17 protein-coding genes and 1 tRNA gene are annotated in these 22,422 nt (G+C 48.2%); 10 read left to right on the top strand and 8 right to left on the bottom strand.

What is annotated here, in order from left to right; translation table 11 throughout:
* The first annotated feature begins 60 nt into the window (after positions 1-60).
* The gene (locus EL633_RS10185) at positions 61-705 is read left to right on the top strand and encodes a uracil-DNA glycosylase (RefSeq protein WP_126629394.1); all 645 of its coding nucleotides are present in this window, start codon (positions 61-63) and stop codon (positions 703-705) included.
* A gap of 276 nt (positions 706-981) precedes the next feature.
* On the opposite strand, the gene EL633_RS10180 is transcribed toward EL633_RS10185, so the two are convergent.
* Complete coding sequence (locus EL633_RS10180) at positions 982-1,596, bottom strand: GtrA family protein (RefSeq protein WP_126627076.1); 615 nt, start codon at positions 1,594-1,596, stop codon at positions 982-984.
* Positions 1,597-2,025: 429 nt separating this feature from the next.
* Between EL633_RS10180 and EL633_RS10175 the strand changes: the two genes are divergently transcribed.
* A complete protein-coding gene (locus EL633_RS10175) occupies positions 2,026-2,817 on the top strand; it encodes a L,D-transpeptidase family protein (protein ID WP_126627075.1) in 792 nt (263 codons plus the stop codon).
* Between the two features lie 215 nt (positions 2,818-3,032).
* On the opposite strand, the gene EL633_RS10170 is transcribed toward EL633_RS10175, so the two are convergent.
* Both EL633_RS10170 and EL633_RS10165 read right to left on the bottom strand, forming a co-directional pair.
* Entirely contained in the window at positions 3,033-3,536 is a 504-nt protein-coding gene (locus EL633_RS10170; RefSeq protein ID WP_126627074.1) for a GvpU-like protein, read from the bottom strand.
* Positions 3,537-3,717: 181 nt separating this feature from the next.
* Positions 3,718-6,555, bottom strand: coding sequence for a transglycosylase domain-containing protein (locus EL633_RS10165; RefSeq protein WP_126627073.1), 2,838 nt, complete (start codon positions 6,553-6,555; stop codon positions 3,718-3,720).
* A 511-nt stretch (positions 6,556-7,066) separates the two neighbouring features.
* On the opposite strand from EL633_RS10165, the gene EL633_RS10160 reads away from it, so the two are divergent.
* The 3 genes from EL633_RS10160 to EL633_RS10150 all read left to right on the top strand — a co-directional run bounded on the left by EL633_RS10160 (position 7,067) and on the right by EL633_RS10150 (position 11,006).
* On the top strand, positions 7,067-7,645 hold the full coding sequence (locus EL633_RS10160; RefSeq protein ID WP_126627072.1) for a hypothetical protein: 579 nt from the start codon (positions 7,067-7,069) through the stop codon (positions 7,643-7,645).
* 84 nt (positions 7,646-7,729) lie between these two features.
* Positions 7,730-8,650, top strand: a complete 921-nt coding sequence (gene rsmA, locus EL633_RS10155; protein WP_126627071.1) for a 16S rRNA (adenine(1518)-N(6)/adenine(1519)-N(6))-dimethyltransferase RsmA — start codon at positions 7,730-7,732, stop codon at positions 8,648-8,650.
* Positions 8,651-8,792: 142 nt separating this feature from the next.
* Positions 8,793-11,006 (top strand): tetratricopeptide repeat protein, encoded by a 2,214-nt coding sequence (locus EL633_RS10150; RefSeq protein WP_126627070.1) that lies wholly within the window; start codon positions 8,793-8,795, stop codon positions 11,004-11,006.
* Positions 11,007-11,072: 66 nt separating this feature from the next.
* Here EL633_RS10150 and EL633_RS10145 read toward each other — a convergent pair whose 3' ends face one another.
* On the bottom strand, positions 11,073-11,561 hold the full coding sequence (locus tag EL633_RS10145; protein WP_126627069.1) for a PRC-barrel domain-containing protein: 489 nt from the start codon (positions 11,559-11,561) through the stop codon (positions 11,073-11,075).
* A gap of 276 nt (positions 11,562-11,837) precedes the next feature.
* Between EL633_RS10145 and EL633_RS10140 the strand changes: the two genes are divergently transcribed.
* Positions 11,838-13,208 carry a cytochrome P450 gene (locus EL633_RS10140; RefSeq protein ID WP_126627068.1) on the top strand — a complete coding sequence of 457 codons (1,371 nt, stop codon included), beginning with the start codon at positions 11,838-11,840 and terminating at the stop codon, positions 13,206-13,208.
* A 95-nt stretch (positions 13,209-13,303) separates the two neighbouring features.
* On the opposite strand, the gene EL633_RS10135 is transcribed toward EL633_RS10140, so the two are convergent.
* The 4 genes from EL633_RS10135 to EL633_RS10120 all read right to left on the bottom strand — a co-directional run bounded on the left by EL633_RS10135 (position 13,304) and on the right by EL633_RS10120 (position 17,703).
* Entirely contained in the window at positions 13,304-13,960 is a 657-nt protein-coding gene (locus EL633_RS10135; protein WP_126627067.1) for a tryptophan-rich sensory protein, read from the bottom strand.
* A gap of 514 nt (positions 13,961-14,474) precedes the next feature.
* The gene (locus EL633_RS10130; protein WP_126627066.1) at positions 14,475-16,520 is read right to left on the bottom strand and encodes a prolyl oligopeptidase family serine peptidase; all 2,046 of its coding nucleotides are present in this window, start codon (positions 16,518-16,520) and stop codon (positions 14,475-14,477) included.
* A 23-nt stretch (positions 16,521-16,543) separates the two neighbouring features.
* A complete protein-coding gene (locus EL633_RS10125) occupies positions 16,544-17,209 on the bottom strand; it encodes an alpha/beta hydrolase (RefSeq protein ID WP_126627065.1) in 666 nt (221 codons plus the stop codon).
* Between the two features lie 119 nt (positions 17,210-17,328).
* The gene (locus tag EL633_RS10120; RefSeq protein ID WP_126627064.1) at positions 17,329-17,703 is read right to left on the bottom strand and encodes a hypothetical protein; all 375 of its coding nucleotides are present in this window, start codon (positions 17,701-17,703) and stop codon (positions 17,329-17,331) included.
* A 286-nt stretch (positions 17,704-17,989) separates the two neighbouring features.
* Between EL633_RS10120 and EL633_RS10115 the strand changes: the two genes are divergently transcribed.
* The 4 genes from EL633_RS10115 (at position 17,990) to EL633_RS10100 (ending at position 22,333) form a co-directional block, all read left to right on the top strand.
* The gene (locus EL633_RS10115; RefSeq protein ID WP_126627063.1) at positions 17,990-18,745 is read left to right on the top strand and encodes a dTMP kinase; all 756 of its coding nucleotides are present in this window, start codon (positions 17,990-17,992) and stop codon (positions 18,743-18,745) included.
* Positions 18,742-19,476, top strand: coding sequence for a dTMP kinase (locus EL633_RS10110; protein ID WP_126627062.1), 735 nt, complete (start codon positions 18,742-18,744; stop codon positions 19,474-19,476). Before EL633_RS10115 ends, EL633_RS10110 begins: the two co-directional genes overlap by 4 nt.
* Positions 19,477-20,244: 768 nt before the next feature.
* Positions 20,245-22,185 carry a magnesium transporter gene (mgtE, locus tag EL633_RS10105; RefSeq protein WP_126627061.1) on the top strand — a complete coding sequence of 647 codons (1,941 nt, stop codon included), beginning with the start codon at positions 20,245-20,247 and terminating at the stop codon, positions 22,183-22,185.
* Between the two features lie 76 nt (positions 22,186-22,261).
* Positions 22,262-22,333, top strand: a tRNA-Asn gene (locus EL633_RS10100).
* Positions 22,334-22,422: the final 89 nt, after the last annotated feature.

The following is a 22,422-nucleotide window of genomic DNA, read 5'->3' as shown; positions in this document are numbered from 1 at the left end:
GGTCGCCTTATCTTGTAATCATCTCGGCATAAAAAACTTTGGAAAAGGGGAATAGATGTGATGTCCTCAGAGGAGATTCTGCAAGAGATTGCCCTGGAAGTCTCTACTTGTGCCAGTTGTAAACTCTGTAAAGGTCGGACAAAGGCTGTGCCTGGCGAAGGCAATGCACATGCCAGGATTTTATTTATCGGTGAAGGACCCGGCTATCACGAGGATAAACAAGCGCGCCCATTTGTTGGACCCGCGGGACAGTTTTTGGATGAACTGTTAGCCAGCATCAACCTCAAACGTTCAGATGTTTTTATTACCAATGTTGTTAAATGTCGTCCCCCTAACAATCGTGATCCAGAACCTGATGAAATGGCCGCCTGCAATGATTATCTGGATCGGCAGATCGCCGCGCTACAACCCCAGGTTATTGTGACCCTCGGCCGCTTCTCCATGACTAAATTCTTTGGTTCTGAGAGGATCAGTTCTATCCATGGTCGCGCACGCAAAAAGGATGGGCGTATTTGCATCGCTATGTATCATCCTGCTGCTGGACTCCATAGGGCTGAACTAAAAGATACGATTCGTCAGGATTTTAAGAAGATTCCTTTAATTATTGCTGAAGCTGAACGCCTGGCGGCCGAACAACCCCCTAAAGTTGTGGTTCAGAAGAAAAAGGAAGAGGAGCCGCCTCCACAACAGCTATCGCTGTTCTAGGATAGTGGCTTTATTTCCATCCTTAGCGGGGAGCGTGCAGCCAGCCGCACTCGGGCGCTAAAGCGCCCTTGCTTCTTTTAAATGTGCTGTAAAATTGCGCGCAAAGCGCGCAATTTTACAGCACATTTAAAAGAAGCACCAGAGGCGCATCTTTGGAGCACCAGAGGCGCGAAAATAATAATAGGCGGGCCATGCATTTCATGGGAAGCTGGTACGCTCTAACACAACAAAAAAATTGAGCCGTGGTCGTAACCACGGCTCAATTTTTTTGTTGTGTTAGACGGCATTAGTATCTTTGAGGCGGCGGTAGGTGAAGAATTGGTGGAAGAAGAAGTTGTAGAACAGTACGATGACTACCGCGATAGCCTGACCAACTAAGGGATTCATATGCAGCAATGTGATCAGTAACGTCTGGATACCAATGGTTAGCAATATGCCGATAACTGCGGTGGCATGGAAACGGCTAAGACGTGCAAACCAGGAGCGCTCATGGCCAGGGGAGTGGCGAAAAGTAAAGCGATCATTGAGAGCAAAATTGGCAAGCAAGGAAAGTTCACTACCTGAGGCGGAACCAATTAAATTATGGAAAAAAGCCAGGTTGGATGGGAAAGAAATAACATTTAAGATAACATAAAGGATAGCCAGATTGACGATAGTAGTGCTACCACCAATAAACAGAAAGGTTCCAAATTGTATGAGTGAACCAGCACGACCACCAGTTACAGTATCAACGCGGTCCAGCAGGTGATTGACCTCACCCCAGGGCGTAGGGCGGTAACTGGGAACAATTTCGGCCGGGGCTACCTGATCCATAATTTCGGCAAGCTCTTCCACAACCTCAAGCGAAGGGTCCATAATTTCGTCTACATTACTCTGAACAAAACGATCCATATTTTTTAAAATGCTCCATTTTCGATAATAGTATAGTGCAGTCACATCGACCTACATGTTTCTCAGACGAACCCGACACAAAGAATGTAACGATGGGTCACAAAAGTAGTCATTAGTACTTTTCCAGTACTTTGTCAAACTTCGTCTGGTAAGTTGTGCGCCCGCGTAGCGGGCGAAGAGCGTAGGATATAAACCACGAGCATCCCACATTCATCTACCAGAGCAGAGGCCAGCAAATTGGCACAACATGACACACATCTACATTATTTGTGTTATAAACATACAATAATCCATTCAAATACGTTCTATTCATGGGCCAAACATATTACGGTCCTTTTTTCAAATTGTGAAATATTTCACTTGCCTATATCGATAAGCTTATATATACTTATAACAGAACGACAATATACATCTAAAAAAGAGGTCAATATGCCAAAAAAATTAAAAAAATCCATTGCTATTGGATTTCTGGCACTACTACTTGCAACCATATTTGCTGCGATCCCATTAAATACGCCAACATCTCATGCGGCAACTTCGGCTGTAGCGGCTATACGCTCAGGTTCGACAACCGGTTATGCAAATGTCCGTACCGGTGCAACCACTGGATCACAAGCTGTTGCTACCTATGCTCCCTACACGCGTGTAACCATTTATTCTCAAGTAAATGGGCAGGCGGTCTGGGGCGGCAATCCCGTCTGGTATCGTATTTCGGCCAATAATGCAGCCCCACGCTTCGTGTATAGTGGACTGGTCACTATCGGCGGCAGCAGTAATGGTGGCGGAAACACTAATGTTGGTTCAGGCAAAGTGATTGTTATCAACCGCACAGCACAGTGGGCCTATTTCTATGAGAACGGCCGTCTGGTCCGCAATTCAGCTGCCACAACTGGTCAACCTGGACTTGAGACACCACTGGGCGTTTATCATGTCTTTGTTAAACTGAGTCCAACCACCTTCTATTCACCATGGCCTAAAGGATCCCCATACTGGTATGCTCCCACCCATATCAACTTTGCGCTTGAATTCAAAGAGGGCGGCTTCTTCCTCCACGATGCCTGGTGGCGCAGCGTCTATGGTCCTGGCACTAACGTTTACCACTATGATCCAGTTGATGGCTGGATGACTGGCACACACGGTTGTGTCACAATGCCTTATAGCACCGTGCAGTGGCTCTATAGCTGGGCCCCTATGGGCACCACCGTCAAAATCGTCGCCTGATTGGGACACTACAACTCATCACAAAAAAGCAGGGATACTTTAAAAGTATCCCTGCTTTTTTGTGATGAGTTGCCTATATGGCGTTCTACAAAGCTACGCAAATGGCCTCACGTGATCAGGATGTATAACTTTTAGCAGTCAAAAAGCTATCCCCTTTTAAAGGCTTCTCTTGCGCATATAAGCCAAATCAATATGGCAATTGATGGATATAGAAACTACTCGCCAGCTGAGGCGCCTACAACAAACGCATCCACCTGATTCAGCTTCCCACGCCAATAAGGAAGTTTGATTTTGTGGCCGGAACTCATAATGGTTACGTCGCGCAAATGGGCATAGCGAAACATGACTGGCAGCCCTTCAGGACCAATCTCGGGCTGATCATCGGGGGGCACGAGTGCGGCATAGTATTCATGCAGAAAATCTGCGGTATCAGGTGCTTCCTGTCGATACATATTCTCGTGTAGATCCACGTAAAATTGCGCATAGGCTCGTGTGCTTACCATCGTACCAAAGATGAGCAGGCCTTGCATCTGTAGCATAATATCAATTTCCAGGCCCTGTTGCTCTACCACCCGGGCCCAGGACTGTAAGGCGATATCCTGTTGCTGGTAATCGTGCAACCAGATATTGCGACGCTCTGACTTATTGAGTGGGCGAAATCCTGATTGTGCCAGGGTTTGTTGTAAATTTTCCTTTTCGTTATCTGGCAGGTCGGCCATATTATATATTCTCCTTCAACTATATCTAACGCTGATCTATGTAGCGTTAGATATCATTTATCAAATAGAACAGGGAACCCCCTGGATTGTCATCCTATAACAATATCTTGCTCAAGGAGACAATTCCAGGGGGTCTAAGGCTAGACACAAGGTTGCTAGTTGCAACACTTGCACCGGGCAATTAGTTATTTCCAGACCCGGGATCGTTACCCGGGTTGGGGTCTTTCTTGCCTGGTTTTGTATTCTTGGGTGGTGCCGGGGGTACATACATTCCCTGGATTGTTGGCACGGTACCATCGATAAACCAGTCTGTCACTGTTTGTTCACCCAGATGTGGCAGGAGACCAGTATAGGCTGAGACAGTGGCCTGGTGCACATTCGCGGGAGGCGTAAAGCCATCTCGGGGGAAGTGATATTTATCGTTGGCATATTGAAAGACATCTTGCCAGATTGGACCTGCACCAGTGATACCGATCACATCTTGCATCGGTGTATTGTCACTATTACCGGCCCAGACCCCAACAGCCAGGTGAGGAGTAAATCCCATGGTCCAGTTGTCCGCGAAGTTATCGGTTGTACCGGTTTTCGCCGCCACTGGCCGACCATCTAATTCCAAAGGATTGGGCGAGGGAAACTCTTCATTGCGGGCTGCTTTATCCGAAATGATGCTACTAACCAGGAAGGCAATGTCCTCACCAATGACTCGATCACCCTTTGGATGCTGCGCATCAAATTTATAGACTGGTTTACCCTGGTTGTTATTGATCTGCAAGACGGTGGTTTGCGGCATGCGTACACCTTTGTTGGCAAAGGTGGCATATGCAGTCGTCATATTCAGCAGTGTCTCTTCACTTACACCCAGGGCCATGGCGGCCCCCTGACGGCCAGGATCCGTTTTCTCTACATGTGAGAGACCCAGGCGACCAGCCATATTCATTACGTTCTGGACACCGGCATATTCGATGGCATCGACCGCAGGTATGTTATACGAGTTAGATACACCACGCCGAATTGTCATGTTATCCCCGTGGAACCTATGATCATAGTTCGGTGGATTATACGGCTTCTCACCATCTGGATAATACGTATTGTGATCCGGTACATTCATGGCCGGATACCAACCCATCTGGAAGGCGGTAGCATAGACAATCGGTTTAAATGATGAACCGGGAGGACGCAGGGTATTGGCCGCGTTATATTGGCCCGCCATACGTGGATCGGTACCTTGATCATTGTAGTTGGCACTGCCATTCATAGCTAGAATTTCGCCAGTCTTGGGATCTGTAACAACCACAGCAGCATTATGCAGGTTGTGGGCTGTACTCAGATTGCTGTACCCATAAATATCCGATTGATTACTATTAATACGATTATAGACAATCTTCTCAACCTGACGCTCCAGGTCCAGATCAATGGTCGTATAAATAGAGTAACCACCATTGCGCAGATTGTAAGCTCCAAAGAGAGGAATCAACACATTATCGATCACGTAATCCACAAAGTGCGGCGCGTTTTTCACATAAGCTGGACGCTTAAAAGCATAGTTCTGCGTCTCTTTTTGGGCCTGGATCATTTGCTGGGTCGTGATCATCTTGAGCGAGACCATGTTCTTCAAAACATGCTGCTGTCGATCCAGGGCGGCACTCTTATTTAAGAATGGCATATACCCGGTCGGACTCTGTGGCAGACCAGCTAAGAGTGAGGCCTGTCCCAGGGTGAGCTGGGTTACCGCAGGTTTACAGATATTTTTCTTACAGATGGGCTTCAGATTAAAGAAGTCCTGCGCGGCTGCTTCAATACCGTAGTTGGAATCGCCATAGAAAACGGTATTGAGGTACATCTCCATGATTTCAGCTTTAGAGTAGCGCTGCGTCAGGCCAGTGGCCAGAATAGCTTCTTCGCCTTTAACCTGCAGGTTTCGGTCCTGGTTTAAAAAGAATTGATTCTTAATTAACTGCTGGGTGACCGTACTACCACCTTCCTGCACACTACCATGCTGGAAATTGGTCACAACCGCGCGCACAATACCGGTGTAGTCCACACCACTATTTTGCCAGAAGGAATGGTCTTCAGCCGCGATGGTCGCATTTACCAGTTCATTAGGAATATCTTCAAAGTTTACATAAGTACGGCGACCACCTGAATTACTGTGGTCATAGAGCTGGTAGAGCAACTTGCCGTTGCGATCATAAATATTGGTGGTCTGGGCTAGCGAGTGCTGGGCAATTCCATCGAGCAAAGGTAATTGGGCCTGATAATAGGCGTAAGCAACACCACCTGCTCCGGAGGAAAAGATCACCATAAGCGCAAGCAACACAAGAACAACCGCAGCCAATTTTGGCAAAAGGTTGCTATAAAAACGGCTATGGCGACGTTTCTGCATCAGGACCCGGTTGACGCGCTTGCGCCGCTGAATCCTGCTTTCATAAGAGCGCCGGGCATAAGGAAGTTCAGCGACAGCTACACCTGATAGCGAAGCACGCGATCTCCTTCTATATTCACCCGTTTGCGTCTGTAATGAGCGGGGCAAATAACCAAAATCTGTGCCTGAAGATTGCAATCCCCTCGCGACTTCAGGTGAGACAGGATCCGGCTGATGGGTAGGCACTGGGGACACATCATCTGCCGCGGCTGCAGACTCCTTCACCTCATCCTTTGCGATCAGTTGGGTTGATTCTTCAGAAATATCTTTTTGAGCATCAGGAGAAGGGAAAGCAACTGGATCAATGTTACTGGCAGTCGGTGTAACAGCTTCCTGGTCTAAACTTTCCTTTTGCAATAGAGGATTAGCATAAGGATTTTCCTGCTTTAATACAGAAGCTGGATCATTCTTGGCAGTTGGGCGTTTGGGTATGACGCGCTTTGAACGCTCAGCGGGTTTATTAGCAGTCTCGATATTTTCTTCGCCCGCTGCATTTTGCTCATTATTGCTATTTATAGAATCGTTATTACTTTTTTCGTTTTGATTTTCCGCATGGGACTTCTCTTTATCTTCATCATGCGAATCATTTATAGGCATGTTACTTCCTTCCCAAGAAATCTCGCTTTATCTGTCTCACCTCTCAGCATTCACTACCAACCCTCACCTATCATTACACACAAACATTCTATTAGAGTACTTTTTTTTCAATAATACCATAATCTTCCAACTTTAACGCTCATCCTACCCTATCTGGTGAGTGGCATCTACTCATTGTGTGTTTACAAGATTTCTAGCTGCTAACCAGGGATGGAGAGACTAATATTCATTGGCAGTATGGAATAAACAACATTGTTCATTATAACGTACTATCTATAGCGATCGTTACGGTCCTATTACCTTCAGGGTGAAAATGACTACTTATTATATATTGCTAGTGTACGCCCCAGGCAATTTTTTGGTTTGAGATTTCACAAGGACATCATTCTCTGCTACCTGCATACTATGATGAAAGACTTGCAGTTAAAAGGTCTTGGAATGCAACCTACATCGCTGGCTGACGTAGAAATTAGTGTCGGGTTTTTTCTATACCTATTGAGGTTACGCTATAATGAGTCAACAGGAATTTATGCCAGAGTCCCAGCGGCAACGCGAGGCAGCACAACAAAACGAAGAAACACATGGCCCATCATACAGCCAGTATCGAACGAGCGATATGCCTAAACGGGACCACCCTGCTGACTTTGATGCCAGGATTCCTCCACGCAGTTATCAGGCACAGGAGTATCCACGCAATAATGAGCATGAGGCCACTACCAGGTCTGGTGATACGCGACAACAACAAACTGGTCGAGGACAACCAAACGTATTTACCAGAACCAGAAAGATTGGCGATTCATTCCAACAGGGTTATCGCTTTTATCGCCGACAACGCCAGCGCTGGCAAATGTCGTCAACGCAAGCAATGGGTCAACAGCAGGCACAACGTGTGGGTCCACCCCGCCTGTGGGTCATACTATTACTCGGCATAGGATTTCTGTGCGCTCTACCAGTCTTGCTTAAACTCTTACTGATTCTCTTTGCTACTCTGATAGTATTAGGAATCATGTCACTACTACTCATCGCCGGTGCTTTGATCATCTATCAGGTATACTTCAAAAAATATTGGCGACGCACTCGCTGGTGGTAGCTGACGGGTTTGACAGCAGACAGGTGGTTTGTTAGAGTTAGCAACAACACCCGCATAGAAAAAGTAAGACAAGAGAGCCAAACATTGACGGAAGATAACACACAAAACACACAAAAGCCATTGCATGTAATAGATATGGTCGACCTCACAAACGTGCGAGAGCTGCGCAGTCTGCTTTCAGCACATGGTATGAAACCCAACAAAGCCTTTGGACAGAACTTTCTCATCGATCGTTCAGTCCTGCAACAGATTGTGCAGGCCGCCGAAATAACAGCCGAGGATGAGATATTGGAGGTTGGAGCCGGTACCGGCGTACTTACACGTGAACTGGCCCAGGAAGCAAAGCGCGTCGTGGCCGTAGAACTTGAGCGCGATATGCTCACCTTATTGGCGGACACCACACGCCAATATGCAAACGTTGAGCTGATCGCCCGCAACCTGCTCTTCCTGGATCCCGCTGAAGTGTTCGGGCAAGTGCCTTATAAGCTGGTCGCGAACCTGCCATACTATATTACGGCACCCACATTTCGCCATTTTCTAGAAAATGCTAACCCTCCGCGTATCCTGGTCGTAATGGTACAGTGGGAGGTTGCACAACGTATTGTGGCGGAACCTGGCGACCTTAGTTTATTGGCTATCAGTGTGCAGTTTTATGGGCAGCCAAAAATTATTAGTCGTGTGCCCGCCCAGGCCTTTTATCCAGCACCCAAAGTGGACTCAGCCATTCTGCGTATCGATGTTCACAAAGAGGCTCCATTATCACATGAGGAGCGGGATCGCTTCTTTAAAGTGGTACAGGCCGGTTTCTCAGAGAAGCGTAAGCAGGTACATAATTCCCTTACACATGGGTTACATTATAAAAATGAACTCGTGCGCGGCTGGTTAAGCCAGGCTAACATCGAAAGCAGTCGTAGAGCTGAGACACTCAGTATCGAAGAGTGGATTTGCCTCTGGCGCGTTATTGATCAGGCCAAACAAGGCGATCCAAACACCCAGGCAACATAAAGTTCAGGCATATCGATCTGTCAACCGGGTTCCCATGTTTAAAAAGCATGCTATGATATTAACAGCAAATCAAATGAAGTGTGTCGATGCACATCGTAATGTAAACAGGAACAAAATTTTCACATAGGAAAATGTAATTTTTATGGAAACGCAGGACCAGTTCTGTGATACATGCGGGGCGGCAAATCCGTCTACGGCACGCTTTTGTCAAAACTGTGCCGCGCCACTCCCTTTTAAACATACAACAGGAGCACTACCGGAGCAGACCTTGCTCAATGGCCGCTATCAGTTGGAGTCCCGTATCGGCCAGGGTGGCATGGGAGCAGTCTATAAAGCGGTAGATACACGTTTTAATAATCGTCCCATGGCAATCAAAGAGATGAGCCGCTCGGGCCTCTCTCCAACCACTATTGCTGAGGCCGAAGCCGCCTTTGAGCGTGAATCGCACTTGCTTGCCGACCTGCTGCATCCAAATCTTCCGCGTATCTACGATCATTTTACGGAAGAAGAGCGCTCCTATCTGGTAATGGATTTTATCGAGGGCCAGACTGTCGAGGAATATCTGGAGCAGCGGGGCGGTGGTCCCTTGCCTCTAGAGCAAGTATTGACCTGGGGCGAACAGCTATGTGATGTGCTTAGCTATCTGCATAACCATCAGCCCCCGATCATTTTCCGCGACCTCAAGCCTTCCAATGTGATGATGAGCGACACCAAGCATATCTATTTAATTGATTTTGGTATCGCGCGCGTCTTCAAGCCAGGCCAATCCCATGATACGGTTGCCCTTGGTTCACCCGGCTATGCGGCACCAGAACAATATGGTAAAGCTCAGAGTACTCCCCGCTCAGACATTTATAGTCTGGGAGCACTCCTGCATTGTCTCCTGACAGGTGTCGACCCCAGTGAACAACCATTTTTCTTCCGACCAGCCAATCAGCTTAATCCTGATGTGCCAATAGAACTTGAAGATCTTCTACTGGAAATGCTAGAGATGACGGCCGATAAGCGTCCCGCCAGCGCTCAGGAGGTCGCCAACCGTTTGCGTCGAATAGACCAGCAACGCATCAGTGGCACTCTAGTCCAGACACGGCCTCATGGCATTACGCCACCAGCTACGCCAGCGCCGGCGGGCAACCAGTATTTGAAAGATGCCTATCGACTCTATACCCAACGCAAACTCAACGAGGCTCTGGTCCAATATGATCGGGCGCTTAAAGTGGATGATCGGAATGCCCTTGCCTGGCAGGGTCGTGGACTCACACAAGCGTTGAATGGACAGCATCGTGAAGCCCTGGCCTCATTTGAGCAGGCCCTGAAGATCGAGCCCTATCTGGTCACGGCCCTCAATGGCAAAGGGACCGCGCTCAATATGCTACATCGTAACCAGGAGGCCCTGGATGCGTTTGATCGGGCAATTCTACAGGAAAAAGATAATGTTATCGCCTGGAATGGGAAAGGCGCGGTCCTTAGCGCGCTCGGACAGCCCGAGGCTGCGTTAAACGCCTTTGATGTAGCGCTACACTATGATCCTCAAATGGCACAGGCATGGGGCAATAAAGGACTTGTCTTACGGCAGATCAGAAACTATCCCGAGGCCTTGCGCTCCTTTGAGAAGGCTTTGAGTCTGGATCGCAATTCTATTGTCTATTGGAACGGCAAAGGACTCGTCCTCAGCGAGATGGGACGCTATCCAGAGGCGATGCAGGCGTATCGTGAGGTGCTGGATCGCGATCCACGTTATGCTCCAACCAAGTGTGGCATTGGGGATATCCTGTACGCGCAGCGTAAATTACGTGGCGCCCTGGATCACTATGAGCAGGCACTCGCCAGCGATCCCCATTTTGTTAAAGCCCTGGAGAGACGAGCCATTGTCCTGGCGGATATGGGTAATTTTAATAAAGCCCTGGACTCATATGACAAGGCACTGCAACTGGATCAACACTATGCACCAGCCTGGAATGGCAAAGCCAGTGCGCTCTGCCAGCTTGGACGCTATGATCAGGCTTTGGACGCTTATAACCGGGCATTGATCATTCATCCAAATGCGCCGCAGGCCTGGAATGGCAAAGGCAACGCTTATTATCACCTGGGAAATTATCCACTGGCACTGGATGCCTATGAGCGCGCCTTGCGCCTCAATCCTCGTATGGCGACCGCCCAGCACAATAAATCCCTGGTCCTTAAACAGTTGCAACGCTATGAAGAGGCCCTACAGGCAGCGGACGAAGCCATTCGCCTGGTTCCAACCGATCCAGATAACTGGCTGCGGAAAGCCGAGGCGTTAAAAAAACTACATCGCCGACGCGAAGCGCGCTCTGCTGAGGCAGAGGTAGCGCGCCTGCGTGGCGATGCATGAAATATATAACACACACTCCACCAATGCATGCTGCATTGGTGGCCTGCGAACAGGGACAATAAGCACTTAGCGTAAGCTTTTGGCAGACTGCTCATAGATAAGAATGCTGTTGTCCTCATCGTCATAACCCGACACAATTTCTGAGCTAAAGCGATGGGAAGAGGAACCGCGCAGCATCTCAAAGCCAACGATACGCATGGTTGTTGGAGGCTCAACGGACAGTAGCACATCTTTAATCGTGCCCGCTTCATTCGCCTTATTACCAATTACCTTACGGGAAAGTAGCCGCTGACCACGTGCGAGGGGAGGAATAGCTCGTGCCAACATCTGAGCACTGCGAATCGTGACACGTTCCTTCTCAACAGCGATAATGCCAGTCACCGGCAAAGACAGGTCGCCGTGCAGACGGGTGCGTACGCATAAAGAGTAAATGGAGTTTGAGCCCTCGTGGAAAAAGAAATCCTCGATCTTACCCACTGATTTACCCTCGGCAGGAACGAACACGTCCATTTTATACAGCTCTGACCATTTACGTATGGCCTGAATATTATCCATGCAAAGCTCCTCAGAATTTAGATCTTAATAGAACACTACTATGTCAGCGCCCACCAACGTGGCCCTGCTTATACACACATACGTGCCAACCAATTACGATGGGCGGATCCAGACAGCATTTATTCCAATAGTATCACTTTTCCTGCTAGCACAAAAGGTCCAGATTACCCCGCTATACCCAATTGTCTTCACCTATTGCGTCCATCATGTACTCTTTTGATAGTGCCATTATAGACAGAAAAAACAATTTGCCCGCATGTAAGGAGGCAATCTACATTGTCAGATGCATCTCGTATAAAAACCGCGCTCGTCAAAAATAGCATCCCTGAGCTACGCTCGATGAGCCGCCTGCGAGAATTACAGCATAATCCGCTGCAATTTCTCTCAACATTGACGCAGGAATATGGCGATATCGTCCAAATCAAACTATTTTTCTGGCCCGTGGTGATTATTAATCATCCAGATTATATCAAACATGTACTGCAGGAAAACTATAAAAATTACGACAAAAATGTGCCTATTTTTAATTTGTTCCGACCAATCCTGGGCAATGGATTGGTCACGAATTATGGTGGTGAAAGTTGGCTACGCCAGAGACGCCTGATGCAGCCCGCCTTTCATCGCCAACGCCTTACCACCCTGGGCCAGTTGATTAGTACGGCCACGCTCCAGCAAGTCCAGCACTGGGAAAGTAAGGCCAGAGAGCAGCAACCAGTTGATGTGGCGGAAGAAATGATGCAGCTCACATTAAATATTGTAGGACAATCTTTATTTAGCCTCGATATTACCAGCAAAACTACTACTTTTGGTACAGCATTCTCGCAGGCAAATGCCTTTCTCCTTGAATATTTTAACAGACCATTCCCACCACTGAGTGTACCAACACGGCGCAATCGCAACTTCCAGAAGGATATCAAGTCCTTGAATAAAGTTGTCTATGAGATCGTGCAGCAACGGCGCAACAACCAGAGTCAGGAAGAAGATCTGCTCTCAATGCTCATCGAGGCCCGCGACGAAGAAACGGGAGAAGGGATGAGCGATCAGCAACTACGTGATGAAGTCATGACCCTGCTCATTGCCGGCCACGAAACGGTCGCCAACGCCTTAGCCTGGTCCTGGTATCTCCTCTCACAACATCCAGAAGTTGAACAACGCCTGCACAACGAACTGGATCAGGTGCTGGCAGGACGAACACCCACCCTGGAAGATCTCCCACAACTGCCCTATACCCGCATGGTCTTTGAAGAGTCCATGCGCCTCTATCCACCAGTCTGGATTATCATGCGTAAATCTCTCGGTGAAGATACCATCGGCGATTACTCTATACCAGCTAACACCTACGTCGCCTGGAGCACCTACGCCATGCACCGCCATCCCGATTTCTGGGAGCAACCCGAAAATTTTTATCCCGAACACTTCACGGCCGAGCAAGTCGCTAAACGTCCTCGGCATGCCTATATTCCCTTTAGCCATGGACCGCGTATCTGTATCGGCAACAACTTCGCCATGATCGAGGCCCAACTGGTCCTGGCCACCATCGCCCAACGCTACCACATGAAGATCGTTCCCGGCCATCCCGTTGAACCTAATCCACTCATGACGCTCAGCCCCCGACACGGCGTCTTGATGAATCTTTATCCCCGATAAAGATCTTTTTCTGGGGCTGGTGGTGTGGAGCGGCCGCGGCCGCTCCACACCACCAGCCCCAGAAAAATCAACGAGTACAACATATCAGATAAAAACTAATTCACACGCTCTTTAAGAAACTTCGGGTCAGGCTCTGCAAAAGGACCGACCTGATAAAAATCATCTTTGTTCCACAACATCTGGGTCGTAGCAGCCGTCGTAGCCACAATCAACCAGATAAAAAGCGTGCCTAGTGACAAAGCCACCTTCGTATCCTTCAAACGAAAAATCGCCACAAAACCACTGGCAAGCGTAAACAAGAAGAACAGGACCGTCAACACAAAGGCATTAATCGGTGAACGCAAACTAAAGTAAGCCGCATTAAAGGCCACAAAATTCAGCCATGTCGCCGCCTGTAAAGCCAGAAACTCAGTACGTCCACGCGTATCTTTGGGCATGTTCAGCACACGCAACGTACCATAGATTACGGATAGATTATTCACCGTCCAGGCAGGCGCAAAAAACCAGGAAGGTGGGGTAATCTTGACTTGTTTTAACTGTTTGAAGTAAGAGGTATCACCAAAGACTGTCTCACGAAAATTATCGCCTTTATTGCCTGAGGCGATACTAACCAGAGCCGAAGTACTGAATGTCAGGACCTGGATGATCAGATAGAAGGAGAGTCCATGATACCAGCGCCACTGCGGTTTTTTGCCGGTCATGGTGGCAACTCTATCTGCGATATCTTTGCCTGGATTAAATTTCACTGACATATGTCGCTCCTTTTCATCACATGATAAATATTCACCATCTTTTATTAGACACGTTTGAGTAGGCTCTGCTATCTCTAAATGTGACGCTTTTCATGACCCCCCTAGATAAGGTCATGTACAAATACTTTGCCTGACGCCTCGCGCCTGCGGCGCTCGTTTGAATTATTATTGAGAGGCGGGAATGGGCATGCGCCGCATGCCCATTCCCGCCTCTCAATAATAGAAAGAGGGTCGTATCTTGGCTTGTATTTTTTGACTGGGATGCGTGTTTGCCGGTCAAAGAAAAATGTCTTTAGTTAGTGCGTGAAAAGATATTTGAGCTCACAGACTAAAGAACTAAAGAATATAGAAGCTAGAGGTATTTACGTAAAGGTCTTTAGTTATAAAGCGGCTATTTTACCATGTTGTGGTGAGTGTGGTGGGCGTGCTGGCGCGAGGCGTCAGGCCAATAGTGCGCATGGCATAAAAAAAGGTTCATGTACAATTTTGTACATGAACCTTTTTTTATGCCGGTTTATTTCATGCCGAAGGTTTTGAAGAGGAATGCGAGGATATCGGCTTCTTCTTCAATGATTTTGGCGGTCGGCTTACCCATACCGTGGCCGGCCTTCATTTCGACGCGGAGGAGGATGGGGGCAGGACCAGTCTGGGCCGCCTGGAGGGTGGCCGCAAACTTGCGGGCGTGGGCAGGGACGACACGGTCATCGGTGTCGGCGGTCATAATCAGGGTTGGTGGATAATGGATATCCGGGCGCACATTATGGAGGGGCGAGTAGGCATACATGAAGGCAAACTGGTCGGGATTGTGTTCGGCATCGCCATATTCGCCGATCCAATAGCGTCCAACGGTGAAGCGATGGTAGCGCAACATGTCGATGACAGGTACGCGGCAGATTACGGCGCCATAGAGATCGGGGCGCTGCACCAGGCAGGCGGCCACCAGTAAGCCCCCATTGCTGCCCCCCATAATAGCCACACGTGAAGCCTGCGTATATTTCTGTTCAATCAACCATTCGGCGGCCGCTATAAAATCATCAAAGACATTCTGCTTCTTCTCCAGCATGCCCGCTTCATGCCAGGCCTCACCATACTCATTACCACCGCGCAGATTGGCGACCGCATAAATTCCTCCATGCTCAATCCATAGCAGCGGCGAAATACCAAAGCCTGGCGTCATGCTGATATCAAAGCCACCATAACCATAGATAAGAACAGGATTATTAGCATCCAGGACCAGACCCTTCTTGTGCGTCAGGAACATCGGGATACGCGTGCCGTCCTTTGAAGGGTAGAAGACCTGGGTCGTCTCATAAGCACTCGGATCAAACTGGACCTGCGAGGGTCGCAGTGGTTGCAAGGTGTTGCTGGCAAACTCATAGCGGAACACGGTCGAGGGATAGAGATATGAGGTGAAGGTGATAAATAATTCATCACCATCTGGCTCACCTGAAAGATCGATCACCGAACCTAGTGTTGGCAGGACCAATTCTTGCAGCAGGGTGCCTTTTTTAGCATAAAGCTTGATCTGATGATGGGCATCATGCAGATAAGTAATCACAAATTGTTGATGCACAATCTGAGCAAAGGCGATCACATCGTCTTGTTCCGCGATCAACTCACGCCAGTTTTCCCGTTCCGGATGCGCACTATCAATAGCAATGATACGGCCCTTAGGAGCGTTCAGATTGGTCTGAAGATAAAAGATGGGTCCATCATTGCCAATCAGTTCGTAACTGGCATCAGCCTCATCTAGCAAGCGTACGAAGGGAGTTGTACTCTCTACCTCTCGGTAATAAAGACGATTGTTAGGATCGGTCCCATTCCAGACGGTCAAAAACAGGTACTTACCATCATCTGTAATAAAGGGCGTAAAACTTAGCTCCTTCGCCTCTGGCCGTTCGAATATCAGTTCATCCTCGGATTGAGGAGTATTAAGCAGGTGCCAGTAGACTTTGCTGAACTTGCTTTGATCTTCTTCAGGCACCGTACCCGGATCAGGCAAGCGATTATAGAAGAAGCCAGAATTATCATGATGCCAGGCAATTCCACTAAACTTACACCAGTGGATCACCTCATCATAATCTTTACCTGTATCCACCTGACGAATATGGATATCCTGCCAGTCACTACCGCTCTGAGAAGTGCCATAGGCCATCAAGGTACCATCATGGCTAAAGGCTTGGTTGGTCAGGGAGATCGTACCATCCGGACTCAATGTATTAGGATCCAATACTAACCGGGCCTCACCATCAAAGGTAGATTGCTTATACACTACCGCCTGATTTTGGAGTCCGGAATTTTTGGAGAAATAATAACGATCCCCATATTTATGTGGAGCCGAAAACTTCGGATAATTATAGAGCTCGGTATAGCGCTCTTTGAGAGCTGACAGGGCTGGCAATTGATCTAAATAAGCTCGGGCAACAGCGTGCTGACCTTCAACCCAGGCCTGCGTCTCAGTGGACTTCTCGTCTTCGAGCCAGCGATATGGATCTGCAACTGGTGTACCATGATAATTTTCAACAGTGCTATCGCGACGTGTAGGTGGTAAAGCTACCATAAAAACTCCATTTCAAGTTATAATCAGGACTCAATAGATTGCGGCAACGTCAATGAGCGCGCAAAATCTGCGACAAGGGTCTGTATTTCAGGCAGATAGTCTTTGAAAAAGTGGTCCGCTCCTTGCAGGGTAATTAAACGCTTGGGAGCAGAAACATGCTCAAACCACTCGGTCGCCAGGTTATATGGAGCCAGTTCGTCGGCGGTACCATGCACAAAAAGCTTGGGTTTGTGGCATTGGGCCAGCGTTTCACCACTATTAAACATACGCGCAGGCACGCCAAGTCCGATCATTGCATGCACGCGATCATCCGCACAAGCCACGCGCAAACCAACATAGGATCCAAAGGAGAAGCCCGCGATAATGGCGGGTACGCCAGGATAGCGGTGACTCATAAAGTCTAATGCATAGCGCACGTCATCCATCTCGCCACGTCCCTCGTCATATGAACCAGAGCTATGTCCTACGCCACGGAAATTGAAGCGCAGCGCCGGCACATCTACCATTTGTAAAGCCTGGGCAACCTTAAACACAACCTTGTTATGCATCGTCCCACCGCCAAGTGGATGAGGATGGCAAATCACACTCACAAAATCCGGCACAACGCCTTCCGCCTCCGGCTTAAGAATTCCTTCTAGATGTCCTGTCGGTGTAGGTACATTCACATGCAATAGTTGATTACTTGCCATTTTACTTCCTATTCTTAAATTGTGTCTGTACTTTTATTTACGTTTTTATCCAGCGCCATGGGTAAAAAGAATTGTACCTGAAAACTCACGCCTGGAGTTTTTGTGTGCTATGACTGTGTTTATTCCTGGCTCTTTCTAAGCGTCGATGTCAGGTCACGCGAGGTTTGTAGCGCGGAAGTGACACAGCGAATCACCAGAAAAACGCTGATTAGCAAAAGTAACGCGATCAGGGCAATAATAATATATCTTACACCTGGACTCGCTAATATGACCAGTAGCGTAATTAAAATCAGCATGGCTGCAAAAACGATATTGTTCAGACCAAATAGGATCAGGACCTGTTTATGCCATACAACTGTCCGACCCTCGCTACGTAATCGATCTAGAGCCTTGCGGCCAGAACGTATATTGATTACTCCAACCGCTAGCAATAATATGGCACAAATGGCCGCAAAAATAATTCCAGCCAGAACAGGTACACTAAGTTCAATCATAGAGGCCTCCCCAAAAGCGATGAGCGCTATTTGTAATAGTATCTTTCGACCTTGTTTCCATACTATAGCATGCATTAAAAGTGCCGGCACAATGACAGCTAAACCAGTGGGGGGTTCAAGTTTACGCTCAATTGGCCGATAGCATATTAGGTAAAAAGATGACGCTAAATAAAAATAGCCAGCCATTCAATCCTGTGAACAATGTTCACAATCGCTTTTCAATAGCCAATTACTTAAAGATTCTTGTGACGCTTCCACCGTTGGAGTAGTTAAAAGGACGAAGGTTATGGAGACATATGGCCTACATCATTATCCTGGCCGGCTTTTTGTGGTAGAAGGCGTTGATGGTTCAGGAAAAAGTACACAGATCGCGTTGCTTCGTCATTGGTTGGTAAGTGAAGGATATACAGTCTTTTTTAGTGAATGGAATTCCTCTCTGCTGGTAAAAAAAACCACCAGCCGGGGCAAGAGAAAACAGTTGCTAACGCCCACAACGTTTAGCTTGATTCACGCCACAGATTTCGCTGATCGTACGGAACACGATATCATTCCGCCCCTTAAAGCCGGCGCGATTGTACTGGCGGACCGCTATATCTATACTGCCTTTGCGCGCGATGTGGCACGTAACGTGGATCAAGCATGGGTACGGGAACTATATCAATTCGCCGTCCAACCAACGCGGGCTTTCTATTTCAGGGTTCCTTTAGAGGTTTCCCTGAGACGCATCCTGACAGGTCGCAGTGAATTAAAATATTATGAAGCCGGTATGGACCTGGGTTTGAGCAATGATCCTCGCCAAAGCTTTATCATGTTCCAGCAACGTATTGTGGATGAATATGAAGCAATGGTTAGCGAATTTGATCTTACTATCATGGATGCGACCCTGCCAATTCCAGAACAACAACGCCAGATGCGTAAACTTGTCCTTCCACATCTGGCAGGATTACGGCGCCAGCGTCCTCCCCTACCTGCAAAAGAGCTTGAAAACATTGCTTATGGTATAGAGACCCCTCAGGGTACGAACAGGTTGGGATTGAAATGATCGATGTACAACCACCAGTAGAGGATGAAAAGACAATGACCGCACTAGATTTCTATGGAATAGATGCCATTGGCTTACAAGCCAAAGAAGAGATTCTACCCGGCCGCTTGATTGTCCTTGAGGGCACCGATGGGGTGGGGCGCAGCACCCAGCTACAGTTGTTGCGCCCATGGCTTGAAAGTAGTGGTTACGCAGTGGTGGATAGCGAACTGACCCGTTCAGAGCTAGCAGGTAATGGTCTGAAAGAGGCCAAGGAAGGCAATACCCTGGGGCCGATTACCATGAATCTATTTTATGCAGCCGATTTTATAGATCGTTTCGAAAACCAGATTCTACCAGCCTTACGCGCAGGATTTGTGGTTCTCACTGATCGCTACATCTATTCACTGATGGCTCGGGCACTGGTCCGGGGAGCGGATGCTAGCTGGCTGCGCTCAATCTATGGCCTCGCCCTTAAACCAGATATCACTTTCTACCTGAGGATCGGACTAGAGGACCTGGTACCACGGGTCCTGCAAGGACATGGCTTCGACTATTGGGAATCCGGTATGGATATGCGACTGGGCAACGATCTTTTTGAGAGCTTTGTACGCTATCAAAAACTCATGCTGGACGAATATGACAAAATGGCCCTGGAGTATCATTTTCAAGTTATCGATGCCTCACAACCGGTAGAAACTATTGTTGCTCAACTTAAACGAAAGATCTTTCCACTCCTCCCACATGGATAACACGAAGCCAGGACATAGCCCGGAAATTTAGTCAGGCGCTTGCCACACTCAGCATACCCTGCTTCTTTCCTGAATGTTGATAGCATGTCAGAATAGTGAAATATAAATACATAACCATACTAGTGTTATATAAACGCTCAATAGGACTTATAGACAAAATGTACGTGCGAACCCTTGCCGAAAGTCCCTCGTAAGTGTTATACTGACAAAGGAAAAATTTTTGTTAAACCCACAGATGAATTGTGCTCCACTTGTGTCAGGTAAGATAGCATTCCTGGCAACCAGCAAAGTGAGAGCGTGGCATCTGTCCGGGCAAAGGAGGTGAGGGACATGGACGCTGGCCCTAGTCATAGTAGGTATGCCACGAAGAAGATATGCGCATGCCTGCTTTCAGGAATGTTCTTCTCCTCATTGAGTAAAGTGACCGGCTCCCTTCGTTTTTAGTCCTCAAGGGTAATGCACCGCCCTCCTTACTCGATGAGCGCACATCGCCCCCATTGATGTGACTGATGTCGAGTAAGAACACTCCATTTTTGCCAGTGAGTCCTTTACGCTGCCTAGCAGCGTCCCCAGCATGTTACAGAGCATAAGTCGGAATGCATCACTACACGTTCTAATTGTCGTATCACCGTGCATTTCGTAGCTGCCTGTATGCCATGTCACGTAAATACATGGAATGGATGGATTATGCCCGCATAATCGTGTGCGTATGGCACAGAGACATTATGCGACTTGACTCTGTTTACTCGCAAGAAGGTGGTGATACCCATGATTTTTTTAAGTGCATTGCTCCATAAAAGCATTTACGATATCGACCATCGTCGTATCGGCTCACTACGCGACATCTGCGTAGCCTTAAATGAAACGTTTCCTGTTGTAACAGCCCTGATCGTGAGTCCTGTAACTGGCAATGATAAACTGATTATTCCATGGTCTCAGGTGCAGAATATTGAAGAGGCTCCCTTACAGCTAGCCGTCGCTCAAACCCAGCTACAACAGTACGAGCCACACACTGAAGAGATCCTGTTAAAGAGAGATATCCTGGATAAACAGATTGTTGATACTCAGGGCTTTCGTGTGGTAAAGGTCAATGATTTAAAACTGGCACAAATCAAAAGAACGGCCCGTCTAGTCGGAGTTGATATCGGCTTAAGTGGACTCCTGCGCCGCATGGGTTGGCAGGGGGCCATGGACATGATTGGCCGCGTGACGCCTCTGCAGCTAGCCGAACGGACAGTCACCTGGAATTATGTCGAGCCCATCCAGATGGTGAGCTCAAATACCAGTCAACTGGCTGCGGTAGGCGCGGGCGCCGTTAACGTCGGAGCCGTGGGAGTAGTCCCAAAGGTACAGTTGAATGTCAGCCACAATAAACTATCTGAACTACATCCAGCCGATATCGCTGATATCCTGGAACAACTGGACATCGAGGACGCCGAAGCTGTCTTTGAGCGCCTGGATGATGAGACTGCGGCCGATACGCTGAACGAAATTGAATATCCATTACAGTCCGAGCTCTTAACAGAACTGGGTCCCGAACGTGCCTCTGATCTGCTTGAGCGCCTGGCTCCCGATGACGCGGCCGATATTCTGGCAGACATGAATATCCTGGAAGCTGAACGTTTGCTCAACCTGATGCCTGCCAATGAGTCGCAACCGATCCGTGACTTGCTACGCTATGGCGCAGAGACAGCCGGCGGCTTGATGACCACCGAGGTACTGGCTCAACCACAAGATGCCAGTATCGAAGACGTACTGGTCTATCTACGCCAGCACTCCTCACACCTGGATATGGTGTACTATCTGTATATCGTTGATGAGGAACAGCATCTGATAGGCGTAGTCTCACTGCGTCAGATTGTGACCGCCGAACCCAACACCAGGATGCACAATCTAATGGATCGAGACGTCATCAAAGTCCAGATCGATACAGACCAGGAAGAGGTTGCACGCGTCATTGCCAAGTATGACCTGCTTGGCGTGCCTGTTGTGGATGCGGATAATCATCTCAAGGGTATGGTTACCGTTGATGATGTCATCGACGTTATCCATGAGGAACAGGCCGAAGATGTTTCAGAAATTACGGGTACCGATGTCGAAGAATTAGAGATGGGTGAGGAGTCCTGGCGCAAGAGTGCTTTGAGCCGTTCCTCATGGTTAAGTATCAACGTGGTTGTAGGCTTCTTTATCGCCATAATCCTATCCAGCGCCTTCCAGCCGGTGCTGGGAACAGCCAGCGCATTGACTATGCTCAGTGGCACGCCCCCAGGACTTAGTGTGCGTATCGCGCTCGGTAGCTTGATTTGCCTGGTCCCGATGCTGCTATTAGCCGCAGGTGCCTCTGGTTCTCAGTCACTGGGTGTGGCTGGCTGGGAATTGCGTAGCCAGAGAGGGCAAGACCTCTGGCGTAATCTCTGGCGGGAATTACTCCATGGTACTGTCGGGGGGATCTGGATCAGCGTTCTGGCCACCCTGCTTTCATGGGTACTTTATCGCTCAATTCTACTCAGTATCGCGGTTGGCATAAGCTTTGGATTGACCCTGCTTATCGCCGCTCTCTGTGGATTAGCGTTACCCAATATTCTGCAGCGTTTACGCCTGCGTGGTAGCTTAATATCAGGCCCATTACTCAATCCTGTTATCGCCCTTGTTAGTGTGTCTGTCTTTCTAGCGGCCAGTCTGACACTTATCAATCAATTTCTCCGATAAGACAAATTTCGTCAGGAAAACTCTTGACGAAACAGGACAAATGAGATATATTAACAGTGTTCCAAGTGAACAACCTTCCTCGATAGCTCAATGGTAGAGCAATCGGCTGTTAACCGATCGGTTATAGGTTCGAGTCCTATTCGGGGAGTCACTCAAGGCCACCAAGCGGTGGCCTTTTTTGTGTAGTAGAATAGTCTTTTCTACTACACCCGGAGTCAAACAAACATAAGTGGGACC

This window comes from Dictyobacter alpinus, assembly GCF_003967575.1.
Taxonomy (GTDB): Bacteria; Chloroflexota; Ktedonobacteria; order Ktedonobacterales; family Ktedonobacteraceae; genus Dictyobacter; species Dictyobacter alpinus.
This window is presented reverse-complemented; position numbering and strand designations above follow the sequence as displayed.